Origin of the sequence: Bilophila wadsworthia ATCC 49260, assembly GCF_000701705.1 — a bacterium.
Taxonomy (GTDB): domain Bacteria; phylum Desulfobacterota; class Desulfovibrionia; order Desulfovibrionales; family Desulfovibrionaceae; genus Bilophila; species Bilophila wadsworthia.
On sequence record NZ_JNJP01000015.1, the window covers coordinates 1 to 23,217 of the forward strand.

A 23,217-nucleotide genomic window follows, 5' to 3' on the forward strand; every position below is an offset into this window, starting at 1 on the left:
GGGGCTGTCCTAGCTAAGAAAAAAGAGCTAGGATAAGACCATGTATGAAAGACGCAGCAGACTAAATTATCGGCAACAGGCCGAACTCATAAAATTTTTTGTGGCTGGTGCCACGGCAAGGGCTGCCGGAGAAATGGCAGGAGTAAACCGTAACACAGCCACATCCTATTTCATGCGTTTGCGACGTCTCATTGCTTCGCATCTCCCCAGTTATCGACTGTCCGGTGAAATAGAAGCCGATGAAAGTTACTTTGGAGGTGTAAGAAAAGGTAAAAGAGGACGGGGAGCTGCCGGAAAAATAGCTGTTTTTGGTTTACTGAAGAGAAACGGCAGAGTTTACACGGCAATCATTCCTGATGCCCGCACTGAAACACTTCTCCCCATCATCAAAGAACAGGTGGAACCCGACAGTATAGTCTATACGGATACATTTTCAGCTTACAATGCCCTGGATATCAACGGATTCCATCATCATCGCATCAATCATTCCCAGAAGTTTGCGGAACAGCATAATCATATCAATGGAATAGAAAATTTTTGGAATCAGGCCAAAAGGCACTTGCGTCGCTTTAACGGTATCAAGCCTGAACACTTTTACTGGTTCCTCAAGGAATGCGAATGGCGTTTCAATGGAGGCAATCATAAACAGCTCCTAACTCAGCTAACTTATTGGGTAAAACAAGCAAAACATTAGTCTTAACTAGGACAGCCCCTAATAAATAATCCTGGAAAACTGGCAACAGGGATTCGATAAGGTCGAAAGTCTTGGGAGGGAGAGAGGAGGGGGCGTGGGGGAGGGGACCCTTCTGCAGAAGGCTCCCCTCCCCCGCATCAGACATCCTCCCCTTCCTCCCCGCCTTTCCCCCGAACGCTTGAGCGGGGATGCGCCTTGTCGTAGACGCGCATAAGATGATCAAGGGTGATGTGCGTGTAGCGCTGGGTGGTGGAAAGGCTGGCATGGCCGAGCAGTTCCTGCACGGAGCGCATATCCGCGCCGTTCTCCAGCATGTGCGTGGCGAAGGTGTGACGCAGGGTGTGCGGCGACAGATGTTGCGGCAATCCGGCGCTTTTGCGGATCTCGTCGAGAATCCGCGCCGCCTGCCTCCGGTTGAGCCGCTTGCCTCTGTTGCCCACGAAAAGGGCTTTTTCGGCGGGCGGGGCGATGAGCGCGCGCACCCTGAGCCAGAGGAACAGCGCCCTGACGGACGTGTCGCTCAACGGCGCGATGCGTTCCTTGGAACCCTTGCCTATGACCCGGATGAAACCGCTTGCCGGGTCCACATCGTCCACATCCAGATCGAGAGCTTCGGAAATACGCAGCCCGGAACCGTAGAGCAGTTCCGCCAGCGCCAGATCGCGGGTGTGCCCGGCGTGCTCGCGGTCCGTAACCGCCTGCTCGGCCTGCCGGGAACCATCAAGGCCCGCCGCGCCGCCGGACTCCACGCTGGCCTCGTCCAGCAGGGTGAACATCTGATCCACGTTCAGCGCCGTGGGGTGGCGGAGTTCCCGCTTGGGGTTACGCACGAGCTTTGCCGGGTTCTTGTCGATTTTCTTCATCTTCATGAGATACCGGAACAGCGAGCGCAGGGCCGAAAGCTTGCGGCCAATGGAACTGCGGGCTTGGCCTTCATGAAAAAGATGCGCGGAATAGTCCTGAAAGTGGTATTTTTCCAGCTCTCCGGGCCGGGCGAGCGAGTGCTGCTCACGGTGGAGCCACTCCTCGAACTGGAGGAGATCCGTGCGGTACGCCGAGATCGTGGCCGGAGAAAATCCTTTTTGATCGGTCATCCACGTCAGGAACTGTTCCACATCCTGCGGAAGCGGGGGCATTGCGGGGGCGGGGGTGGGCATCGAAGATTCCTTATAATGGTAAACGGCGGGCCGGCGATCAGGTCAACGCGTAGCGGAGATCGGGGCGCTGGCGGATCAGGCCCCGTACTTCGAGGATGATGAGCGTGGAACCGGCTTCGCCGGGATCACATCCAAGCGATTGGCAAACGTCGTCGATGGCGCGGGGGCTTTGGGCGAGGAGCGTCAGGATGCGGCCTTCAAGCGTGCTGCGGTCCGGTTGCCTGAGAGGCGGGGGGGCGGCGGGAGCGGACTGGAAAGGCTCCTGATGCACGTCGAGGCTGTAAGGCCGTGGCGCGGAATCCGGCTGAGGGAGGAGCGTTTTGAGTTGGGCGGAAAGATCCGAAAGGATGTCGGAGAAGGAAAAGATCGGCTGCGCGCCATCACGGATGAGCTTCTGGCAACCTTCGGCATATTTCGAGCCGATGCCGCCGGGCACGGCGTAGACGGCGCGGTTCTGCTCAAGCGCGAGCCGGGCGGTGATGAGGCTGCCGCTGCGGAGGGCGGCTTCCACGACTACGACGCCGAGCGAAAGGCCGCTGATGATCCGGTTGCGGATGGGGAAATGCCGGGGGTCCGGAAGCGTTCCGGGCGCGTATTCCGAAATGAGCAGGCCCCGTTGGATGATCGACCGGCGCAGTCCGTCATTTTCTTTGGGGTAGCAGACATCGGAGCCCGCGCCGAGCACGGCGATGGTCCCGCCCGGCAGATCAAGGGCGGCGAGATGTGCCTGCTTGTCGATGCCGATGGCGAGGCCGGAAACCACGGTGATGCCCGAGGCCGCGAGGCCGCTGGCTATGGCTTGCGCCGCGCGGATGCCTTCCCTGCTGCATGTCCGGGTGCCGACGATGCTCACGCAGGGATTTCCGAGCAGGCTCATGTCTCCTTGGCAGTAGAGGCGTATCGGCGCATCCGGCAATTCCTTGAGCAGCGCGGGGTAGCGGCTGTCGGTCCAGAGCAGGACGGTTCCAGTGAGTTTCCGTGTTGCATCCCATTCTTTCCGGGCGGGCTCGCGCCATTTTTCCGAGCGGAATTCGCGGATCAGGTCTTCCCGCAAGCCCGCTTCGCGCCAGCCGTTGGCGCGCCGCACGGCCTCGAATGCCGAGCCGAACGCATCCAGAAGGCGTTTGCGGCTTCTGGCTCCGAGCCCGTCGGTATGCGAAAGGGCCAGCGCCGCCCAGAATTCGGCGCGTGAGGCGGCGTCCAGAGCGCCGAGCGCGGTGGGCACGGCGGGGATATCCACGGCGTAGGGCGCGTCAATGGGGCGTTCGGGCTCGCGCAGTTCGCAGCCGGGCGAGTCGTTTTCGGGAAAAAGGTCGGTTTTTCTCATGATCGTCCTGATGTTGGGCTGTCCAGCATACGGGGAACACCGCCGGATTTCAAGCGACGGGGGATATGCGTGCGGATTGTTTCCGGGGAAGGGATCGGGTAGGGTGGGGCGGTTTCAAGCACTTTAGAAGAGAAGGAGTTCCTGTGAGCAAGGAATATGATCCGTTCATGCATACGGCGGAACATGTGTTGAACCAGACGATGGTGCGCATGTTCGGGTGCGGGCGTTCGTTCAGTTCGCATTTGAATGCGGACAAGTCCAAATGTGACTATCATTTTCCGCGTCCGCTGGAAGACGCCGAGGCCTCCGAACTGGAGCGGAGGATCAACGAGGTATTGGCACAGCATATGCCGGTGCGGACGGAGATGCTCCCCCGCGAAGAGGCGGGCAAGCTGGTCGATCTCGGTCGGCTCCCGGCGCATCTTGAAGGCGAAGAGGAGCTGATGGTCCGCATCGTGACCGTGGGCGATTATGATATTTGCCCCTGCATCGGGGAGCATGTTGAAAATACATCCGAGGTCGGCGCGTTTCGGCTGGTTTCGCACGATTTTACTCCGCCGCAGGGCGATGGAGAGGCCGGACGCCTCAGAATCCGCTTCAAATTGAAGAAAAACGCCTGATCTAGGCCGTTTTACAAGACGGGAATTTCGTGTTTTACTTGAAGATATACATTATCTGGAGGCCAAAATGCCAATAAAAGCTGCTGTTATGGGTTTGGGCAATATCGGACGTTACGCCATCGAAGCGCTGGAAATCCAGCCCGATTTCACCTGCGTGGGCGTCATTCGCCGGAAAGAATCCCTTGGAAAGGATGCGCACGATCTGCGCGGCGTTCCGGAATACGCCAGCCTTGCGGATCTGGAAGCCGTGTCCGGCAAGCCGGATGTCGTGCTGCTGTGCGCCCCTTCCCGCAAGATCCCCGAAGTCGCGGGCGATCTGCTCGGCAGGGGCTATAACACCGTGGACAGCTTCGACATCCACGACCGGATTGTCGAAACCATCGGCCTGCTTGAAGCGCAGGCCGTGAAGGGCAAGGCCGTGGCCATCACCGCCGCCGGATGGGACCCCGGCACGGACTCCGTGATGCGCGCCCTGTTTGAGGCGATGGCCCCTGTGGGCGTTACCTTCACCAACTTCGGGCGCGGCCGTTCCATGGGCCACTCCGTAGCCGCCCGCGCCATTGCCGGCGTGGCCGACGCCACCTCGATCACCATTCCTCTGGGCGGCGGGCGCCATTCCCGCCTCGTCTATGTGGTGCTTGAGGAAGGCGCGACGTTTGAGGCCGTGAAGGCCGCGATTCAGGCCGACCCCTATTTCAGCCATGATCCGCTGGATGTGCGGCAGGTGACCAAGGACGAGCTGCCCCGCGTGGCGGACGCCTCCCACGGGGTGCTGATGGAGCGCGTCGGCGCTTCCGGGCTCACCGCCAACCAGCATTTCACGTTCGACATGCGCATCGACAACCCGGCTTTGACCGCTCAGGTCCTCGTGTCCAGCGCCCGCGCCGCCGTGCGCCTTGCCCAGTCCGGGCGTTCCGGTGCGTATACGCTGATCGATGTGCCGCCCGTCCTGCTCCTGCCCGGCGAACGCATCGACAACATCGGCCGTCTCGTCTAGCGGGCTGCCGGACGGTGACGTTTCCAAGGGCCTTCCTCCGGGGAGGCCCTTTTTATTTGCCATATTACGGTGAATAAACGCTTTTCCCCATTTTTGCCAGCCGCTAACGATTACCGGACCTCCCTTCCCCGATTCTTTGCGCACCATATGAAAAAGGCCCGGAAAGTCGCCTTTCCGAGCCTTCTTCATGAACGTAATAAAATGTTCGTCTATGAAATGGCGCTGCAACAGGATTGTTGCAGGCCGTACACGGGAATGTTGTGTATCTATTTCATAACGCTTCCCTTGAGGAAGCGGAGCCAAAGAAAAACCCTCGCTCCAGCCTTAAGGCGAGCAAGGGCGAAAATATATGGAGCGGGAGACGGGATTTGAACCCGCGACTTCAACCTTGGCAAGGTTGCACTCTACCACTGAGTTACTCCCGCAGAACGAGGGAGTGTTTATAACGGACAGCGCTTTCCGTCAAGCTTTTTTTGCAAAAAAAGAAAACTTTTTTTGCCGGACCCGGCGAGGCAAGGCGTTGCATCGGGTGAGAGGATGCTGTACACAGCAAAGGCTTTGTTGTTTTTCAACCTGTTGCGTGAGGATAGTCCGCCGTGTCGCGCCGTTTTTCCTTGTTTGGGGCTTGTCTGCTGTGTTTGTTGTTGTCCGCCTGCGGCGGGAAGTCAACCCGGCCTGATGTCGTCCAGCCTGATGTGCCGGAGGCCGTGCGCGTCACGCCGCTGGAAACCCCCGGCGTATTCCCGGTTTCGGAGGCTGAGGCGCAGCGCCTTTCGCGGGGGCTGGCTCCGGCCCGGCAAGGTATGCGCTCATGGAAGGATATGCGTTTTGCGGTGGAGCAGAGCCTTGCCTACGTGCGGGCGAAACCTTCGTCCCGTGTGGCCGTGAACTACCCTGCGCTTCAAGTGACCTACGGCGAGATGGAAAAAGGGCTCGAACGCTTGCTGCGTCTGCTTCCTTTCCTTGATAAGGCCCCGGAAGTGCTGGCTTCCGACTTCCGTTGGGTTCGCATCGGCCCGGACTTCGGCTTCACCGGCTATTACGAGCCGGAGATCCCGGCGTCCCACGTCCGCAAGGGGCGTTTCCAATACCCTATCTACAAATCCCCTCCGGATCTGCGCAAAAAGCGCCCTTATCACACCCGTCACGCCATCGACTGCAAGGGCGCGTTGAAGGGGCGCGGGCTGGAACTGGCGTGGGTGGAAGATCCGGTGGACATCTTCATGCTCCAGATTCAGGGGTCTGGACGGCTGCGTTTTGAGGACGGGTCGGTGCGCTCTGTGCTGTACGACGGGCAGAACGGGCACAAGTATGTGGCGCTTGGCCGGGTCATGGTCGATCGGGGGCTGTTGAAACGGGAAGAGGTGAGCATGTTCTCCATCCGGGAATGGTTGGCCGCGCACCCCGATCAGGTGACGGACCTGCTGGACACGAACCCGAGCTATGTGTTCTTCAAACTCGGCAAGCCGGGGACTTCGGGTTCCAAAGGCAGCATGGGCCGCAGGATCACGCCGTGGGTGAGCGTGGCCACCGACCAGAGCGTCTTGCCCAACGGCCTGCTGACGCTGATGAACGTCACGCTGCCCGACGAGGGGGGCGAACACAGTGTCCCGTTCAACGCGCTGACGTTGCCGCAGGATACGGGCGGGGCGATCAAGCGCAACCGCGTGGATCTGTTCTGCGGCAACGGCGAAACGGCGACGCACACGGCCAGTTATCTGGACAACCGGGGAGCGGTGTTTCTGCTGCTTCCTCGATAGGATTTTGAAAACGCCAGCGTTTCTCACCGGATAGGTGAGAACGCCGAGGCGGTTTGCTTGCAAGGGGCGTGCGTTTTCGCTATCGTGCGGAGATCGCGCGCCCTTGCGCATGACCTTTTGCCCGGATAGGCACAGATGAATTTCGTTACGCTGGAGTTCGCAACCTTTTTCCTGTTCGTCCTTGTCGCGGGCTGGCTGCTGCGTGAGAGGGACGGGGAATACAGGGCGTTTCTGCTCGTCTGCAATCTCTTTTTTTATGCGCTCGCGGGCATGGCCTTTGTCCCATTGCTGCTGGCCGTGGCGGTGCTCAACTGGGGGGCCGTCCACCTGATGTCCCGTTTTTCGGGGCAGCCGCGCAAACGGAAAGGCGTCATCGCGCTGGACGTGGCCCTGCATGTGGCCCTGCTGGCGTTCTTCAAGTATTATGAATTCCTCATTCTGGGCTTGGAATCGCTGGCAAGCGCCGCCGGGCTCGACACCGGCATCCTGCGCCATGCGTTGCCCTCGATGGAGATCCTGTTCCCCGTAGGGCTGTCTTTTTACACGTTCCAGGGGTTGTCCTACGCCATCGATCATTACCGCTGCCCGGACGAGCCGCCGCGCGCGTTTCTGGACGTGCTGCTGTTCGTGTCCTTCTTCCCCACGATCATGGCGGGGCCGATCATGCGCGCCCGGCAGTTCCTGCCGCAGCTCGGGCACCGGACATGGGATTCCCGCGACTTGCAGGAAGGGTTCGCGCTTATCCTCAGCGGGCTGTTCAAGAAGGTCGTGATCGCCAGCTACCTGTCCGAGCATATCGTGCGTGACGTGTTCGAATCGCCGGAATTTTACTCCTCGTGGACGATCCTCGCCGCCGTGTATGCCTACTCCATACAGATCTTCTGTGATTTTTCAGGATATTCGGACATGGCGATCGGCGTGGGGCGGCTCATGGGGTTCCGCCTGCCGGAGAACTTCCGTTCACCGTACCTTGCGTTGAACATACAGGATTTCTGGCGGCGCTGGCATATCACCCTGTCCCTGTGGCTCCGCGACTACCTGTATATCCCGCTTGGCGGGAGCCGCCGGGGGAACCGCTACCTGAACCTGATCATCACGATGGCGCTCGGCGGGCTGTGGCACGGCTCGAATATCCGTTTTCTGGTCTGGGGAGTCATGCATGGGGTGGGGCTGGCCGTCGTCCATGCCTTCCATGAACTGAAAAAGCGTTTCTGGCCGGATGGGTTCACGCCCAGCCCGGCTTTGCACTGGTGCGGCGTGGGCGCGGCATGGCTGCTGACGTTCCACTTCGTGTCCTTCCTGTGGGTATTTTTCCGGGCGGAAGACATGGAGCGGAGCCTTGAAATCCTGCGCCGCGTCTTTGTCTTCGGGCAGCCCGGCGAAGGTTTCCCGTTACTGGTGATCCCCGCGGTGCTCATAGGTCTGGCGCTGCAGCTTTTCGGGGCGAGGCTGTTCGCGGCGTTCGTGGATGCGCAGGAGCGCCTGCCGTGGGCTGTGCAGGCGGTGGTCCTTGCGCTCGTGGGCGGTTTTATCCTGAAGATGGGTCCGGATGGCGTCATGCCTTTCATTTATTTCCAATTTTGATTTCATGAGGGGCCGTGCATGAAGAACCCTTTCCGATCCGAGCGGGGAACGCTCACGTCCGGTCGTGCCTGCGCCGTATACGCGCTGGCCTTCGTTTTGATGCTTTTTCTGGACGCGACGCGTTTCTCCAGCTTTCTGGACCGGGCCGGCATCGATTTTCCGCCCGCCGCCGTGGTAGGGCAGACGGTGAAGGGCGTAGCCGAAGCGACGGGCCTCGCCGCCTTTTCGGAGGCGGAAATCCGATTGGTGACCGCGTTCAACACGGATAAAACTCTTGGGACCGTCGAAGGGCCGTCTGTAGCCACTGCTCCAAGCACGGCCCCGCAGCGGCCCGTAGCCGATGCGCTGGCGGATTTTTCCCGTGAGGCGGCTTCTCCCGCACAGCCGGAGCCCCCAGTCGAAGAGGTTCCCGCTTCCGTCCCTCCCGCCGCCGTACCTGAACAGGCCGTGCGGACTCCCGGTGCGCAGCCGGAAACAGGGATTCCGCCGCCTCCGGTTCGGGCGGAAACGGAACGCAAGCCGCTGGTGCTGCTCGTGGGCGACTCCATGATGATGGAAGGGTTCGGGCCCGTGCTCCAGCGTACTCTGCGCAAGCGCCCGGATCTGGAAGTGGTGCGCGAAGGCAAATATTCGACCGGTCTCAGCCGTCAGGACTATTTCGATTGGCCCGCGCAGCTTGAGAAGCTGGTGGGGAAGTACAACCCGGATATGGTCGTGATCTGCATGGGGGCCAATGACCCGCAGGACATCATCGACGAGAACCGCAAGCGCCATCACGCCGACAGTGAATCGTGGAAGACGATTTACCGGAGCCGCGCCGAACGCCTGCTTGCCGTGGCCACGGCCAAGGGTGCCAAGGCCGTATGGGTCGGTCTGCCCGTCATGGGCAAGGAACCGTATTCGACCCGCGTCCGCCGCTTGAGCGAGCTGCAAAAGGAAGCCTGCGAGACGTATCATGCCGCCTTCGTGGATACGGTCAAGGTGCTGGCCGACGCTCAGGGCAACTACACGACATTCAAGGTCGACGACAAGGGACGCCACGTCCGGCTGCGGTATAAGGATATGGTGCATGTGACCGAGGACGGTGGAGCCATGCTGTCCGCCGCAGTGGAACCTGTTGTCGAAAAGGAACTTCTTCTTGGCAAGAACAAGGCGGCGGAACGTCCCGCGCCTCAGGCTCTGCCTTCCTCCGCATCTTCTTCTCCCCTACCGGCGGAGTCCCCTTTGCCCGCCGTCGCTGAGGCCTCCGCGGAGCAGGGCGGCATTCCGTTCACTGTGGACTCCATGTTCCGTGGAGGGAAGATTCCTTGCTACGCGTTCCTTCCCGCCGACCGCAAGCCGGGCGAGCGTTTCCCCGTCGTGTATCTGCTGCATGGTGCATTCGAGGATGCGGGCGTCTGGAACACGCGGGCCGGAGCGCTGCTGTCGAAGCTGGCGACCCGCGAGCGGCTGGTGTTCATCGCGCCGTCATGCGGCCGCACCGGCTGGTATGCGGACAGCCCCTATTTGAAGAAAAGCCGTATTGAGAGCTTTTTCGCGCGCGAGTTGATGCCGTATGTGGAACGGGCTTTCCCTGTGCTGCCGAAGCGCGGCGTCATGGGCATGTCGATGGGGGGGCACGGTTCCTTTGTCCTTGCGCTGCGGCATCCCGGCTCCTTTGCCTCGGTCAGCTCCATGAGCGGCGTTATGGACATTACCCGGCATCCCGATCAATGGAAGATCCGCGACGTGCTCGGCCCTATGAACGCCAACAAGGCGTTGTGGCAGTCGTATTCCGCCGAAGATCTGCTGAAACGGTCGAAGGCCGCCGGGATGCCCGCCATGCTCATCACCACAGGGCAGCAGGACGCGTATGTCGTGCCTGAGAACCGCGCCTTTCGGGATACGCTCCGCCGGGGCGGGTTCTCCTATCAGTACCGCGAGGCGCCCGGCCTCCACGACTGGACGTATTGGCTTGACGAGCTTCCCCTACATGTAGCGTTCCATGCGGGGGTGTTGCATCGGTAGCAGAGGATGCCGAAGGGCCGGTAGTGGCTCCGGGTATCATATCCTTGCACGGAAAATCCCTCTCCTCCTCCAAAACCGACGCCCGCTGGAACAGGGCAGGGTCATACATCGTAACAACGAAAAGCCGTCCTTTTTCTGAACGGAAAAAGGACGGCTTCTTTATTTTGTATGGGCTACTCCGCCTTGCGGAGCGTGCGCCATTCTGGATCGTCGGTCAGATAGCGCGGGCGCTCAGCGAGGAGCTTTGCCTTGTCGCCATAGCCGTACAGGGCCGCGATGGTGGCTATGCCCTGTTCGTTGCCGCCTCTGATATCGAGGGCCGTGTCTCCCACCATGACCATTGAAGCGGGATCGAGGGCATGGCGCTCCATAAGGAGACGGATGATATCCTTTTTGCAGAGTTGCCGGTCCGGCAGGGAATCCGTGCAGCCGACGCCTTCGAGGAAGGGCATGAACCCCTTGAGCGTAAGCATCCTTTGCGCGGCGGCCTCCGGTTTATGCGTGGCGACGAACAGGCGGCAGCCTTTGGCCCGCAAACGCTCAAGCAACGCGAAGATGCCGGGGTAAGGAGTGCTTTGTGGGAAGGTGCCGCCAAAATAGAGGTCACGGAATGCGGCCACATGCCGGGTGATTTTCGCTTCGTCGGCGTCCGGGCAGACTTCACGGAAAATACCTTCCAGCGGAGGGCCGATGATGGAGAGCTCCATCCGAGGGATCGGATCGCCCGCGTCACGCAGGACGGCGGCAATGGCTTCGAGAACGTCCGGCGCGCTATCCACAAGCGTGCCGTCAAGGTCAAAGAGAATGGTCGAGAAAGGGAACGCGGAAAGCTGCATCAAAAACTCCTTGCAATGTCCACCGGAAAAGCCGCAAGCCTCGCCATATGAGGGCGTATACGGGAAAGCGGGTTCCTTCTTACGGCTGTGCGCTGCCACAGGTTAACCTATGCGGCGCTTCGGCGGTTTCCGTTGTCGCTCGCCCACGGCCTCTTGGTCAAGCGCGTGGGACATGTTGAGGCGGGAAATCATCTTGAGCGATGAGGAGGCGATGCACCATTGGGGGTGGATGTTCCCGTATGGTTTATCATCAGGGGATACTCACAATCCTCCCAAATGCCCTCGGAAGCAGGGCATGAAAACCGTGTCGGCACGCTGTCAGGGGAGGAAGGCCGTTCGCCGGCGGCATCCCCGCTTCCTGACGGAAACGTATCGGTGAATACGCGGAGGGAAACATGTGTGAAAGGGGCGGGTTCGCTCCTGGGCCCGCCCCTTTTATAGGTGCACGGAGGAATAGGCCTACAAGAGTTTCCGCTCTCGTGCAAAAGAGAAAGGACGGTTCTGGATAGGCGCACCGCACCGGGAGGCGTTTTTTACTCCGAGTAAATGTCTTCCTTCGTAAAATGGCCGGGTTCGATCAGCACCTTATTGATGTTTTCTCTGGTCACGACTTTACCGTTGATCAGGAACGCGTTGATTTTATTGCTACCGTCGTTGCCCAGTTCAGAATTGACGTTGACCTTTTTCTTCGTGGCAAGGTTGTATGCCTCGTCCACGGCGGCATACGCCAGTTCCCTCAGGTCCATGTAGATGGTCGCGTCCTGCGTGCCCGCGAGGATTCTTTTGATGGCGGCGAGTTCAGCGTCCATGCCGGTGATGACGGCATGGTTGGTGACGTGGAGCTCCTCGAGCGCTTCGGCGGCGGCCCCGGCGAGGCGATCATTGGAGGCGAAGATCGCATCGATACGGTTGCCGTTTGCGGCGACGGCTTCCTTGACCAGCTTCTTGGCTTCAGCAGGGGACCATTTGGGCACGTACGCATCCAGAACCATATTGAGTTTGCCGTTTTCGATCAGAGGCTTGATGTATTTCATGGCTCCATAATACAAAAACGGCGTGTTGAAGTCGTTCACGTCGCCTTTGAGGACAATGATGTCCCCGTGGTAGACTTTTTCAGTCAGGTGCTGCCCCATGTTCTGCCCGATCTTATAGCAGTCGTACCCGACGAAAAGGTCGACGCTGCCCCCCATGACGGCCCGCGCGTAGGAAACCACTTTGGTGTTCTTCTGTTTGGCGTACATCAGGACATCGTCGACCTTGCGGGTGTTGTTCGGCGTGATGATCAAAACGTCGATGCCGTCGGAGAGCATTTCAAGGCAGTCTTCGGCCTGCGTCTTGGAGCTGTCCGGCAGATTGAGCCGCAGTTCGATGTCCGCCCCGAGCGCTTTGGCGCGTTCCTGCATGAACGCCATGTCCTTCTGCCAGCGCGCCGCGCCTCCGGCACCGATGGAAACGCCGATTTTCACCTTGCGGCTGTTGTCCTCGCAACCGCCCAAACCTAAAAGCAGAATCGCCGCACATATGCAGGACAGCCATTTCTTCAGCATATCCGACCTTCTTTGAATACGTTACGGAAGCTTTCCTCATCCATAGGCTTTGCGAAGTAGTAGCCCTGTGCGATGGAGCAGCCGCACTCCTTCATCAAGCGCACGTTCTCAAGGTGCTCCACGCCCTCGACGACAACCTTGATATTCAGTTTTCTCGCCATATCGGCAATCGACGAGAAGATGATGTTTCGCCTGTTGTTGTCCGCCGCTTCGCTCAGGAAGCCTTTGTCGATTTTGAGGACATCGATGGGGATGTCCTTGAGCATATTGAGCGAGGAATAGCCGGAACCGAAATCGTCCATAGCGATTGCAAATCCGTTGGCGTGCATTTTCCGTGTAAAGGCATAGATGGTGTCGATATTGTCGAATATGGCGCTTTCAGTCAGTTCTATTTCAATAAGATGAGCGGGCACGCCGTATTCACATTGTTTCTTGACGATTTTGCTGAGGAAGTCGCTGTCCATCAGGTGGAGGCGCGAGAAGTTCACCGAGATGGGAACACACGCCAGGCCCTGCTCAAGGAAGGATTTCAGGAACTTGAGGACCTTTTCGTACATGATCATGTCGAGTTCGACGATAAGGCCCGTCTGTTCGCACATGGGAATGAATTCGTTGGGGAAGATGAATTTGCCCTCGCGGGTCTTCCAGCGCACCAGCGCTTCGCCGCCCACGAGGATGCCGCTGTTGATGTCCACCTTGGGCTGGTAGTACGGGATGAATTCATCGTTCTTCAGCGCTTGCTTCACGGCGCGTTTCAACTGCTCGTTATGGATCGTTATCTGTTCGAATTTGTTTGTGTAATAGGCGAATTTTTTATTCAGCACACCCTTGATTGAGCGGGCGGCCGTCCCTGCCTTATCCACCATGAGGTTGATGCTTTCGGTGCTGTCCGTGACGGAATAAATACCCGCTGAAAAATAGAGGGTTATCTCTTCATTCTCGATGGAAGAGAGCAGGGCGTTCAGCCGTCCTTCCGCGGCGTTTTCAAGCAGGATCACAAAATGGTCGCTGTAAATCCTTGCGATCAGTTCGTGGGCATTCAGCTGCTGGCTGATGCTTTCATTGATCTTGCGTAAAATGCGATCGCCGAATTCAAATCCGTAAAAATTGTTTATGTATTTGAAATTGTCGATATCAAATTTGATAATATGGAATTTCTTATGGGGACACTGGGTCAGTATCCCTTGCGCATCGACAAGAAATTTATTGTATGTGTCACCCAGAGTAACCGTGTCGACAAAGGCAATTTTTTCCAATTGCGCGCGCTGCTTGTTCTTGTACCACAAGAAATACGTAAGGCTTGAGGTAAAGATAACTACGATGACGAACAGAATGAAATAGAAAATACTGATGACGGTATTGCCGTTGGGAGAAACGGCATTGTTCGGTACGCTTGTAATCAAATACCAGTCGTGGATTTTTTCTATGGGAGTATATGCCGAGAAGATTTCCCTCCCGGCTATCGTCGTCTCGATGAACCCGTTGCGGTTGTTCCGGATATCCCGTTTCATCTGCTCTGAAGCTTTAGGGTTGCCCGCCCCATAGAGATCGCGGAAGTAATTGTCGGACTTCTGCTCACACTTGGGATGCGCCGAGTGAAGGATAACGTATCCTTCACGGTTGATTACATACATATAGCCCTGCGAGGAAAAGATGGAGAGGGAACATATCTTGTACATTTCCTCGAATGTAATGACCTTTTGTATGGTCCCCACGATTTCCCCGTTATACGAGAGCGGCACGCTGATGACGAAAACCTCATCCCCGTTGATGCGTGAAATAAGCTTGTCTGAAATATTGGGGATGCCGTCGATGGCGAGGCGGAAATAATGCCGCCCCGAGATATCTAGCTTCCGGCCGCCATCAAACAAGGCCATGCCGTCCCTGTTCGCAGTGAACAGATCATCCGTGTTGTTTTCTTTGGCGTATTGTTCGATGAGGTCCTGTGTCTTGAGCTTGCCGGAAGATTCCTCGGCCTTCAACCTATCGGAAAGTTTGTTTGCGGTGATATCCAGCGAGTTGACGTTCATCATCAACCTGCTGGTGATGGCGTCCTTGTTCTGGGTCACAATCTCCACCAAATTGATTTTTACGTCCGAATTCAGCAAATTTTGGACATAACGCATGAGAAAGACTACCGAGACAGATAGTGCAAGATTTATAAAAACCATGAATATAGGTAATATATTTTTAAAAAATATTTTTTCTCTCATACGATTCTGTCAGGATAAAAGATATTTATTCTTTTGATAGATAAAAACTTTGTTCCAGCTGGTAGCTGAAGGCTGAAGAGGAAGAATGGAAACAACTCCAATATGGCGATAAGTAATGTTTTTATTCTCTGAGCAAGTATGCTTTAACAAAACTAGTATATTTTGTGTTAATCGTTGACTTGAATTATATTTTTTATGATCTGTTTTTTTACCTTATTAACAAAAAGTGTTTTTGATAACGGATAAAAGAAATATGTTGTTTTTATACAAAAAGTAAAATAGGTGTTCCAATAATTTATTGCCGTATACAACGGGATGGCTTTATTTAACGAAAATCAAATACAGTATAGACTAAACAAGGCGAGGATAGAAATAACCTCGCCTCGGGACAGTATATGTGTCGCGCTTCCAACCCCATAACTGTATTCCACTATGCGATTTTACGCCATAGTTATGAGATGGCGGCTCAAAGGATGTGCCTACATTGAAAAGCAAAGGCATCGTCTCAGTTTTCCGGGCGCGGATCAATAGATTTGATGAGGATTTCGGCTTTCTCAGCGAAGGAATCTTTCTAGCTTATTGACTTTTCACTCTCTATTTATCTTTCGAGCGAAGAAAGGGGTATATGGATCTGCATATGGGAAGAGCGGCCCCAAGATCGAATGACGAAGGGACCGCTCTTTTTGCGTGCAAGCGGAGTGTCGGCTGTTCGGAGGAAGCGGGAGCGGACCTGAATCCGTTTTGGAGTGTGGCCTGTGCGCCTTCCGAGCGGCGCGCGGCTAGTCCATGAGCGTGCCGCCGTTTATGTCCAGGATGTGCCCAGTAATGAACGCGGCTTGCGGCGAGCACAGGAACCACGCGCCCTCGGCCATTTCCTCAGGCGTCCCGAGACGGTTCAAGGGCACTTTCTCAGCGATAACCGGCCATGATTCCTTGGGGATCATGGTTCCTTGCACAGGGCCGGGGGCTACGCCGTTTACTCGGATTCCGTAGGGGGCAAGCTCCATTGCCAGCGACTTGACGAGCGAGATGACCCCCGCCTTGGATGCGCAGTAATGCGCTTTGGTTTTCGCGCCGTTGCTGCCGAGGGCGGCAAAGCCCGTTTTGGCGGCCCGGGAAGAAAAGAGCACCATGGCGCCCTGCCCGGCTTCCAGCATCGGAGGGATGCAGGCCTTGGCCAGAAAGAAGGCCCCGGTCAGATTGACCTTGATGACGTTCTCCCATTCTTCCACGGGCATATCCAGAATGGAGCAGGCGGGGCGTGTGATGCCCGCGCTGTGCACGAGGCATCGATTTTCGGAGGCGTGTTCTCGTGCGTGATCCTTACTTTCGCCGCGCCGCAGATCGCCGTTTTCGCCTTGCAGTTCGGGCCGCTTGAAACGTGCGCCCTGATCCTGATGGGCCTGACCTGCATTTCCAGCGTATCGGCCAACAACCAGTTCAAGGGGCTGGCCATGGGCGTGCTCGGGCTGCTGCTCGCCTGTGTGGGCATGTCCCCGTTTTCCGCCGAATCGCGTTTTACGTTCGATATTTTCGCCCTGAACAGCGGCATCGATCTTGTTGCGGTCATTGTCGGCGTGTTCGCGCTTTCCGAGGTTCTGGATCGCGTCGAACGGATGCGGCGCGAGGCCCGCGTGGAAAACGGCACCTCCTGCCGGGTTCAGCTTCCATCCCTCGGCGAATGGAGGGGCCGGATGTCCGGGCTGGTGAAGTCTTCCCTCATCGGCACGTTCGTGGGCATCCTCCCCGGAACGGGCGCCGCGACCGCCGCCTTCCTGAGCTACGGCGAGGCCCGCCGTTCCTCGCCCCGGCGCGAGAATATCGGCAAGGGCGAGCCCGACGGCATCATCGCCGCGGAATCGTCCAACAACGCCGTCACGGGCGGGGCGCTTGTCCCCTCGCTGGCCCTCGGCATCCCCGGCGACCCCGTCACCGCCATCATGCTGGCGACCCTGACCATTCACGGCGTGACCCCCGGCGTGCGCCTGATGACGGAGAATCCGGAGATGGTATACGCCACCTTCGCCGTGCTCATGCTGTCCAACCTGCTCATGTACCCGAGCTGCATCATCACCACCCGGATGTTTTCCTTCCTGCTCAGGATTCCCGAGCAGTTGCTGATGGGCTTCATCGCGGTGCTGTGCATCCTCGGATCATACGGATCGCGGGGCAACCTGTTTGACGTGTTCGTCACCGTGTTCATGGGCATAGCGGCCTATTTCATGCGCCGCATGGAATTTCCCCTGCCGCCTCTGGTCATCGGCCTTGTGTTGGGGCAGCAGTTTGAAATGAGCATAGGGCAGATGATGCTGTTCAAGGGCGACGATTCGTGGCTGGCCTTCGTTTCCGCGTCCCCCATCGCGATGGTGCTCCTCGGGATGGCCTTCCTGCTCCTCGTCGTCCCTCAAGTCCAGAATTACAGGGCGCTGCGCGCGAAGCGGTGATGCCCGCACGGTTTCGCCCAGACGGTCCACAATCTGTAACAGAAAAGGAGAGCCGTATGATCCGCCAGATGATGAAAAAGACCCTTCTCTTCCTTTGCGTGTTCATGCTCGGGGCCACCGGGGCGCTGGCCGCCTATCCGGATCACCCGATCACGCTGGTCGTCCCGTTCGGCGCGGGCGGCGGCACGGACATCCCGGCCCGTCTGCTGGCGGGGATGATGGAAAAGAGGCTTGGACAGCCCATCGTCGTGCAGAACGTTTCCGGCGCGGGCGGCACGCTCGGGGTGGCGCAGGTGGCCGCCGCCAAACCGGACGGCTACACGCTCGGCTATGTGCCCACCGGGACCATGTGTTTGCAGCCGCATGTGATGAAGCTTCCCTACGGGACGGATGCGTTCGACTTCATAGGCACGTCCGTCAGCCAGCCCGTGGTTCTGATGACCGCCCAAAACGCCCCGTGGAAGAACATCAACGAATTTATCGAAATGGCGAAAAAGAACCCCAACAAGTACGTCGTGGGCATCACCGCGACCGGCAACATGACCCATGTGCCCATGCTGCAGTTTGCCGAGCACTTCGGCTTGAAGCTGCGTTTCATCCCCTACCGCAGCGGCGGGGAGATTTTTAAGGACATCATGGCGGGCCGGACCCATCTTCATGCGGATGTGCCCGCGTCGCTGTCCACGTTCGATGTGTACGGGCTGGTGCAGTTTGCCGACGAGCGCAGCGAGAACCTTTCCGACATCCCTACGACCAAGGAACTGGGCATGGACGCCCGCTTCTCCCACTGGCAGGGCGTCATCGCGCCGCGCGGCATGGCCGGGCTCGGCTGGGGCCTGCCGATGGCGCTGGGTGCCGCCGTCGCCGAACCGGAAGCCCCCATCTACTGCATTACCGGCGACGGCGGGTTTGCGCATGTCTGGTCGGAGATGGAAGTCGCGGCCCGTTCCAACCTCAAAGTGACCACCATTGTGCTGAACAACGGCATTCTGGGATACGTGAAGTGTTCCGAAAAGCTCCGTTACGGCAAGAACAGCACTTCGGTGGACATCTTTCCCATCGATCATGTGGTGCTCGCCCAGGCTTGCGGGCTTCAGGGCATCCGCGTCGAACATGCCGAAGAACTGCTGCCCGCCCTTGAACAGGCCCGCCTGTCGGAAACGTCGACCCTCATTGAGGTTATGTGTTCCGGCGATTGTCCGCCCATCACGGATTTCGTGGGCAAGTAGCGCCCGTCCGCTGGAGGACAGCCGTGCCGCTTGAGGCGCGGCGAAGGCGGATTGCCTTTCTTTCCAGCTTCCGGGAGAGAAGGGCAATCCGCCTTGTCTGGAAAATATCCAACCCTTTCACAGAGGAGGAACCGTGTCCATTCAGAGAATCGTCTTGAACATCAATGGGGTAGATCGGGAAATCCTTTGTGAGCCGGAGAAGGACTCCCTTGCCGACGTGGTGCGGCGTCTTGGGCTCACCGGGACGAAAGTCGGGTGCGGAACCGGGCACTGCGGCGCTTGTTCGCTGCTGCTCGACGGGGAGGTCACGCGCTCCTGCGTCAAAAAGATGAAACAGGTCAAGGCGTATGCGAAAGTCGAAACCATCGAGGGCATCGGCTCGGCGGAACGGCTTCATCCGTTGCAGCGGGCGTTCATGACGTATGCGAGCGTGCAGTGCGGCTTCTGTTCGCCGGGGTTCATCATGTCGGCCAAAGGGCTTCTGATGCGCAATCCTGATCCGACGCGGGAAGAGGTCAGGGAATGGTTTACCCGGCACGGCAACGTCTGCCGCTGTACCGGATACAAGCCCATCGTGGACGCCGTGATGGAGGCCGCCGCCGTGATGCGCGGGGAAAAGGCGATGGAGGACATCACCTTTACCCCGCCGGAGGACGGCCGGCTGTACGGTTCGGATTTCCCGAAGCCCACGGCGCTTTCCCGGGTACTCGGGACATGCGACTTCGGGGCCGACATTTCCGGGAAGATGCCGGAAGGCACGCTGCATCTGGCGGTTGTTCTGGCGAAACGGGAACATGCCCGGATACGGGCTCTGGACACCGCCGAAGCCCAAGCCATGCCCGGCGTCGTCAACGTTGTTACCGCGAAGGACGTAAAGGGCACGAACCGGCTGGTTGCGCCGCAAGGCACCGTGCACAGCCTGTGCGACGGCCTCGATCGCCCGGTCATTTGTGACGGGGTGGTACGCCGGTATGGGGACGTGGTGGCCGTTGTGGCGGCGACGGGCCGGGACAAGGCGCGGGCCGCTGCGGAGCGGGTCCGGGTGGAATACGAGCCGCTTCCCGCCGTCATGACCTTCATGGAAGCCGCTGCGGAAGGGGCGTTCCCTATCCATGAAAACACCCCCAACATCTATATGGAACAGCCCGTCTACAAGGGCGAGGACACGCAAGGGCTTTTGGAACATGCCGCCCATACGGTTGAGGGAAGTTTCGGCACGTCGCGGCAGCCGCATCTGACGGTGGAGCCGGATGTCGTTCTGGCTTACCCGCAGGACGGGGGCGTGGTCATCCAGTGCAAGGGGCAATACCTGTACGGCAACATCGCCCAGATGGCCCCGGCTATTGGGCTGCCCAAGGAAAAGGTGCGGATCATCGGCAATCCGGCGGGCGGCAGCTTCGGCTACAGCATGTCGCCGGGCAATACCGCACTGGCGGCGGCCTGCGCGCTGGCGCTGGATGCGCCGGTTTCCCTCGTGCTCAGTTACGCCGAACACCAGCACACGACGGGCAAGCGTTCCCCCGTGTACGCCAATGTCCGCCTCGCGTGCGACGAAGCGGGAAAGCTGACGGCAATGGATTTCCTTGCCGGGATCGATCACGGCGCATACAGCGAAATGGCGGGGGCGCTGACGACGAAGGTTTGCCGCTTTTTCGGCTACCCGTATGCCATCCCAAATATCCGTGGCCTGGTGCGGACGGCCTTCACCAACAACAATTTCGGGACGGCTTTCCGGGCGTTCGGCTCGCCGCAGACCTACACGGCGAGCGAGCAGATCGTGGATATGCTCGCCGGGAGGATCGGCATGGACCCCTTCGAGTTCCGCTATATCAACGTCGCCCGGGAAGGGGATACCTGCACCACGTCCGTCCCTTACCGGGAATATCCCATGCGGGCGATGATGGACATGCTGCGCCCGCACTACCGGAAGGCCGTGGAAAAGGCCCGGGCGGAAAGCACGCCGGAGCACAGGCGCGGCGTGGGCATTGCGTGGGGCGGGTATCACGTCTCAAAAGTGCCGGATCGCGCGGAAATCGATCTGGAGCTGAATGAGGACGGATCGGTTACGCACTACAGCACATGGGCCGACGTCGGGCAGGGGGCGGATACGGGCAGCCTGATCCATGTCCATGAGGCGCTGCGCCCCTTGCGGCTCAGGCCGGAGGCCATCCGCCTGGTCCGCAACGATACGGGATGCTGCCCCGATACGGGATCGGCGTCGGGCAGCCGTTCGCACCATGTCGTCGGCATGGCTACGCTGGACGCGGCTTCCAAGCTGCTCGCCGCCATGCGCAAGGAAGACGGGACGTATCGCACATGGCGGGAAATGCGCGATGCGGGCGTTCCGACCAGATACCGTGGCGTCCATACCGCCGAATGGTCGGACATTGATCCCGATACGGGGCACGGGTACGGCGCGATTGCCCAGAACTACGTGCTGTTCATGGCGGAAGTGGCTGTCGAAGCCGCCACGGGCAGGACCCGTGTCCTCGGCGCGACGATTGTGGCCGACGTTGGGGTGATCGGAAGCCGCCAGGCCGTGCTCGGGCAGGCATGGGGCGGTTTTTCGCACTCCATCGGCTTCGCCCTGAGCGAAAACTACGAGGACATGAAGAAGCACGCGACCATGCGCGGGGCGGGGGTTCCCCGCTGCAATGACGTTCCGGACACGTTCAACGTGCTGTTTCACGAGACGTACCGCGAGAATGGGCCGCACGGTTCGACCGGATGCGCGGAAGGCTTCCAGAGTGCGGGTCACGTGTCCATCCTGAACGCCATAGCCGATGCCGTGGGCGTGCGGGTGGCTACGCTTCCCGTCACTCCGGAAAAATTGAAAGCCGCCATGACCGCCAAGGCCGCCGGCGTCCCCTACGGTCAGGAGCCTTGGGATCTCGGCTGTTCGCTTTACGAGCGGCTTGCCTTTCTGAAGGCACGCCATGCCGGAAAGGGCAAGGGATAGGTAAAGCCGCGCCCGTAAGGAAGCCGGGAACGCCGTCAGCCTCCCGCGCGATGGCCTTCGGCCTGTTCGAGCGTGGCATACCCGTACTGCTGCACCTGATTGAGGAGATTCAGCGCCGCGCCGTTCACGCCATCCTGTTGTTGCCGCAAGGTAAGTTCATGCAGGAGCGTGATCGTGCGCGCTGAATACGTCTTCAATTCTCCCCGCAGATACGTTTCAAAGGACGTTTCCCCGGTGGAGTCTTCGCTGGTGCGCAGCGGGCGGCCCTTGCCGCTCAGACGGGGATAACGGTCGAACAGCTCGGCTTTCCATCCCACGTTGATCGCGACGATTTCTTCTATCTTCTGCAGGGTTTCCTTGTCGACGGGCGGAAGGGATGCCGCCAGCTTCCGGTATTCTTCGGGGAAAGTGGATTCCATCATCCGGGCGTATTTCTCGGTCATGATGTTTCTGCCTTCCCGCGTGGCGGCTTTCAGATCTTCCAGATAGCTGGCAAGCAGCTCATCGGACCATGTGGCGGCCTGGCTCTTCCGCATGATTTTGAAGGTGTCGGGCCGCATCTGGCAGGAGGCCGGGCCTCCCACGTTCGAAACATGAGAAAACATGTCCCATTCCAGCTTGATGATTTCGGACATCAGTTCGTCGCGCATCTTTTTTCTCCATGTTTATCAATAACGCTACAGGGTATGGCTGTCTGCTGGGTACGCTGCCTTTCACCGGATAGATAAAACCGGCAAGCGATCGACGGCGGCGCAAGGCTGTTGGGCTTTTACGGCTGAACGGATACGGCGCCGTGCCTGCCTTTTCTTTTTGCGGAGAGAACCGGCGGAGCCAAAACGTCGTTCGGTATCCTCCACTCAAACAAAGATCCCGTCAGGCCGTCTTGTTGTCCCAATCCTTTTCCCGCAGCGTCCCGGTTTGGAAGTAGACGGAAACCAGCTCAATGAATTCGTGGAAATCTCCGTTTTCTTTGGCGAGGCGATCAATGGATTGCCAGTCGGCATCCGGCTTTTTCTGTGCGGGGAGCAGGATTTCGCTTTCCGACGGATTTTCGGGATCGAGCAGGATAACCCCGATGCCGTGCAGGGCTGAAAGCATCCTGAGCTCCTGTTCCACCCGGTCGTCGGCGATGGCCGTGGCGACGAGATACCCCTCGTGCGCCCAAGACGAGTTGCTGACGGCCTGAAAGAAGCATTTTCTGATATTGGCGACGGTGAGCATTTTTTTGACTTCAAACGACCAGAGCCGGACGCAGGTGCTGCCGCTGGCGTGCCCGCAGGCTTTGACGTGTTTCCCCCATGCCTTGTCCACCGGCTCCATCGCCACGATGTCGGGGTGGAGCCACTGGTTGCCGCCGTTTCCCCGCGTATTGTGGGAGCGGCCTTCCCGGATGCGCATGGAGTAGAGGTGCAGCTCCGACCAGAGATAACTGGTGAGAAGCGGGTAAAGCTCCTGTTCCAGCAGGGCCCGTTCTTCACAGGCGCAGCTCTCCTCATCGCGTTCACAGGTTTCACCTTGGGCCGTATCCCGCGCCTCCTGCGTCTCTTCCAATGGAATGCAGTAGCGGCGGGGCTTGGGCCTGTCCTGCCATACGAGTGTGGGGCGGAGCCTTTTGAGCGTGTCTTTCTGTGATCCGATTTCCGCAATGATTTGCGAAAGAAATGCCTTGTCATCCGCAAAACGGGGATTGTTGCGCTTTTTGGCGTAGTCGGAAGCGTACTGCTGCACGATGGCTTCGGCAATCTGCCGGGCCGTAAAGCTCCCGCCCCGATGTTTTTCGAGAAAAGCAATGATCTTTTGGGATTGAGAAAGCGCCATGGTCACCCCCTGTTCAGTTGAGAAC

Annotated in this window: 17 protein-coding genes and 1 tRNA gene; 9 read left to right on the forward strand and 9 right to left on the reverse strand. The window is 58.7% G+C overall.

The window, feature by feature from the left end:
* The first annotated feature begins 40 nt into the window (after positions 1–40).
* A complete protein-coding gene (locus T370_RS24260; protein WP_081847458.1) occupies positions 41–694 on the forward strand; it encodes an IS1595 family transposase in 654 nt (217 codons plus the stop codon).
* A 137-nt stretch (positions 695–831) separates the two neighbouring features.
* On the opposite strand, the gene T370_RS0107965 is transcribed toward T370_RS24260, so the two are convergent.
* Both T370_RS0107965 and dprA read right to left on the reverse strand, forming a co-directional pair.
* Positions 832–1,851: a tyrosine recombinase XerC gene (locus T370_RS0107965; RefSeq protein WP_029435388.1), complete on the reverse strand. Its 1,020-nt coding sequence runs from the start codon at positions 1,849–1,851 to the stop codon at positions 832–834.
* 37 nt (positions 1,852–1,888) lie between these two features.
* Complete coding sequence (gene dprA, locus T370_RS0107970) at positions 1,889–3,178, reverse strand: DNA-processing protein DprA (RefSeq protein ID WP_029435389.1); 1,290 nt, start codon at positions 3,176–3,178, stop codon at positions 1,889–1,891.
* Positions 3,179–3,321: 143 nt separating this feature from the next.
* On the opposite strand from dprA, the gene T370_RS0107975 reads away from it, so the two are divergent.
* A complete protein-coding gene (locus T370_RS0107975) occupies positions 3,322–3,798 on the forward strand; it encodes an alanyl-tRNA editing protein (protein ID WP_029435390.1) in 477 nt (158 codons plus the stop codon).
* Positions 3,799–3,865: 67 nt separating this feature from the next.
* Complete coding sequence (locus T370_RS0107980; protein WP_029435391.1) at positions 3,866–4,795, forward strand: diaminopimelate dehydrogenase; 930 nt, start codon at positions 3,866–3,868, stop codon at positions 4,793–4,795.
* Between the two features lie 350 nt (positions 4,796–5,145).
* On the opposite strand, the gene T370_RS0107985 is transcribed toward T370_RS0107980, so the two are convergent.
* A tRNA-Gly gene (locus T370_RS0107985) sits at positions 5,146–5,220 on the reverse strand.
* Positions 5,221–5,391: 171 nt separating this feature from the next.
* On the opposite strand from T370_RS0107985, the gene T370_RS0107990 reads away from it, so the two are divergent.
* The 3 genes from T370_RS0107990 to T370_RS0108000 all read left to right on the forward strand — a co-directional run bounded on the left by T370_RS0107990 (position 5,392) and on the right by T370_RS0108000 (position 10,146).
* A complete protein-coding gene (locus tag T370_RS0107990) occupies positions 5,392–6,555 on the forward strand; it encodes an MltA domain-containing protein (protein WP_029435392.1) in 1,164 nt (387 codons plus the stop codon).
* Between the two features lie 135 nt (positions 6,556–6,690).
* Positions 6,691–8,139: an MBOAT family O-acyltransferase gene (locus T370_RS0107995; protein ID WP_029435393.1), complete on the forward strand. Its 1,449-nt coding sequence runs from the start codon at positions 6,691–6,693 to the stop codon at positions 8,137–8,139.
* An 18-nt stretch (positions 8,140–8,157) separates the two neighbouring features.
* Positions 8,158–10,146 (forward strand): DUF459 domain-containing protein, encoded by a 1,989-nt coding sequence (locus T370_RS0108000; RefSeq protein WP_029435394.1) that lies wholly within the window; start codon positions 8,158–8,160, stop codon positions 10,144–10,146.
* A gap of 173 nt (positions 10,147–10,319) precedes the next feature.
* Here T370_RS0108000 and T370_RS0108005 read toward each other — a convergent pair whose 3' ends face one another.
* The 4 genes from T370_RS0108005 to T370_RS0108020 all read right to left on the reverse strand — a co-directional run bounded on the left by T370_RS0108005 (position 10,320) and on the right by T370_RS0108020 (position 16,025).
* Positions 10,320–10,982 (reverse strand): HAD family hydrolase, encoded by a 663-nt coding sequence (locus T370_RS0108005; RefSeq protein ID WP_029435395.1) that lies wholly within the window; start codon positions 10,980–10,982, stop codon positions 10,320–10,322.
* Positions 10,983–11,515: 533 nt separating this feature from the next.
* Positions 11,516–12,529, reverse strand: a complete 1,014-nt coding sequence (locus T370_RS0108010; protein ID WP_029435396.1) for a sugar ABC transporter substrate-binding protein — start codon at positions 12,527–12,529, stop codon at positions 11,516–11,518.
* Positions 12,523–14,598, reverse strand: a complete 2,076-nt coding sequence (locus tag T370_RS0108015; RefSeq protein ID WP_227327675.1) for a bifunctional diguanylate cyclase/phosphodiesterase — start codon at positions 14,596–14,598, stop codon at positions 12,523–12,525. The genes T370_RS0108010 and T370_RS0108015 overlap by 7 nt, the downstream gene beginning before the upstream one ends.
* A 923-nt stretch (positions 14,599–15,521) precedes the next feature.
* Complete coding sequence (locus T370_RS0108020) at positions 15,522–16,025, reverse strand: SDR family NAD(P)-dependent oxidoreductase (RefSeq protein WP_237911189.1); 504 nt, start codon at positions 16,023–16,025, stop codon at positions 15,522–15,524.
* Positions 16,026–16,058: 33 nt separating this feature from the next.
* Between T370_RS0108020 and T370_RS0108025 the strand changes: the two genes are divergently transcribed.
* The 3 genes from T370_RS0108025 (at position 16,059) to T370_RS0108035 (ending at position 21,374) form a co-directional block, all read left to right on the forward strand.
* Complete coding sequence (locus T370_RS0108025; protein ID WP_248604236.1) at positions 16,059–17,186, forward strand: tripartite tricarboxylate transporter permease; 1,128 nt, start codon at positions 16,059–16,061, stop codon at positions 17,184–17,186.
* Between the two features lie 56 nt (positions 17,187–17,242).
* Complete coding sequence (locus T370_RS25950) at positions 17,243–18,415, forward strand: tripartite tricarboxylate transporter substrate-binding protein (RefSeq protein WP_156034376.1); 1,173 nt, start codon at positions 17,243–17,245, stop codon at positions 18,413–18,415.
* A gap of 133 nt (positions 18,416–18,548) precedes the next feature.
* Positions 18,549–21,374, forward strand: coding sequence for a molybdopterin-dependent oxidoreductase (locus tag T370_RS0108035; protein ID WP_029435400.1), 2,826 nt, complete (start codon positions 18,549–18,551; stop codon positions 21,372–21,374).
* Between the two features lie 35 nt (positions 21,375–21,409).
* Here the strand turns inward: T370_RS0108035 and T370_RS0108040 are convergent, their stop codons facing one another.
* Positions 21,410–22,024, reverse strand: coding sequence for a DUF4125 family protein (locus T370_RS0108040; protein ID WP_029435401.1), 615 nt, complete (start codon positions 22,022–22,024; stop codon positions 21,410–21,412).
* A 223-nt stretch (positions 22,025–22,247) separates the two neighbouring features.
* Entirely contained in the window at positions 22,248–23,192 is a 945-nt protein-coding gene (locus T370_RS0108045) for a COG2958 family protein (protein WP_029435402.1), read from the reverse strand.
* Positions 23,193–23,217: the final 25 nt, after the last annotated feature.

Excerpts from the sequence above, each read along its gene's own strand:
- T370_RS24260 (WP_081847458.1), top strand. The coding sequence starts at position 41 with ATGTATGAAAGACGCAGCAGACTAAATTATCGGCAACAGGCCGAACTC.
- T370_RS0107965 (WP_029435388.1), bottom strand. The coding sequence starts at position 1,851 with ATGCCCACCCCCGCCCCCGCAATGCCCCCGCTTCCGCAGGATGTGGAA.
- dprA (WP_029435389.1), bottom strand. The coding sequence starts at position 3,178 with ATGAGAAAAACCGACCTTTTTCCCGAAAACGACTCGCCCGGCTGCGAA.
- T370_RS0107980 (WP_029435391.1), top strand. The coding sequence starts at position 3,866 with ATGCCAATAAAAGCTGCTGTTATGGGTTTGGGCAATATCGGACGTTAC.
- T370_RS0107995 (WP_029435393.1), top strand. The coding sequence starts at position 6,691 with ATGAATTTCGTTACGCTGGAGTTCGCAACCTTTTTCCTGTTCGTCCTT.
- T370_RS0108000 (WP_029435394.1), top strand. The coding sequence starts at position 8,158 with ATGAAGAACCCTTTCCGATCCGAGCGGGGAACGCTCACGTCCGGTCGT.
- T370_RS0108005 (WP_029435395.1), bottom strand. The coding sequence starts at position 10,982 with ATGCAGCTTTCCGCGTTCCCTTTCTCGACCATTCTCTTTGACCTTGAC.
- T370_RS0108010 (WP_029435396.1), bottom strand. The coding sequence starts at position 12,529 with ATGCTGAAGAAATGGCTGTCCTGCATATGTGCGGCGATTCTGCTTTTA.
- T370_RS25950 (WP_156034376.1), top strand. The coding sequence starts at position 17,243 with ATGATCCGCCAGATGATGAAAAAGACCCTTCTCTTCCTTTGCGTGTTC.
- T370_RS0108040 (WP_029435401.1), bottom strand. The coding sequence starts at position 22,024 with ATGCGCGACGAACTGATGTCCGAAATCATCAAGCTGGAATGGGACATG.
- T370_RS0108045 (WP_029435402.1), bottom strand. The coding sequence starts at position 23,192 with ATGGCGCTTTCTCAATCCCAAAAGATCATTGCTTTTCTCGAAAAACAT.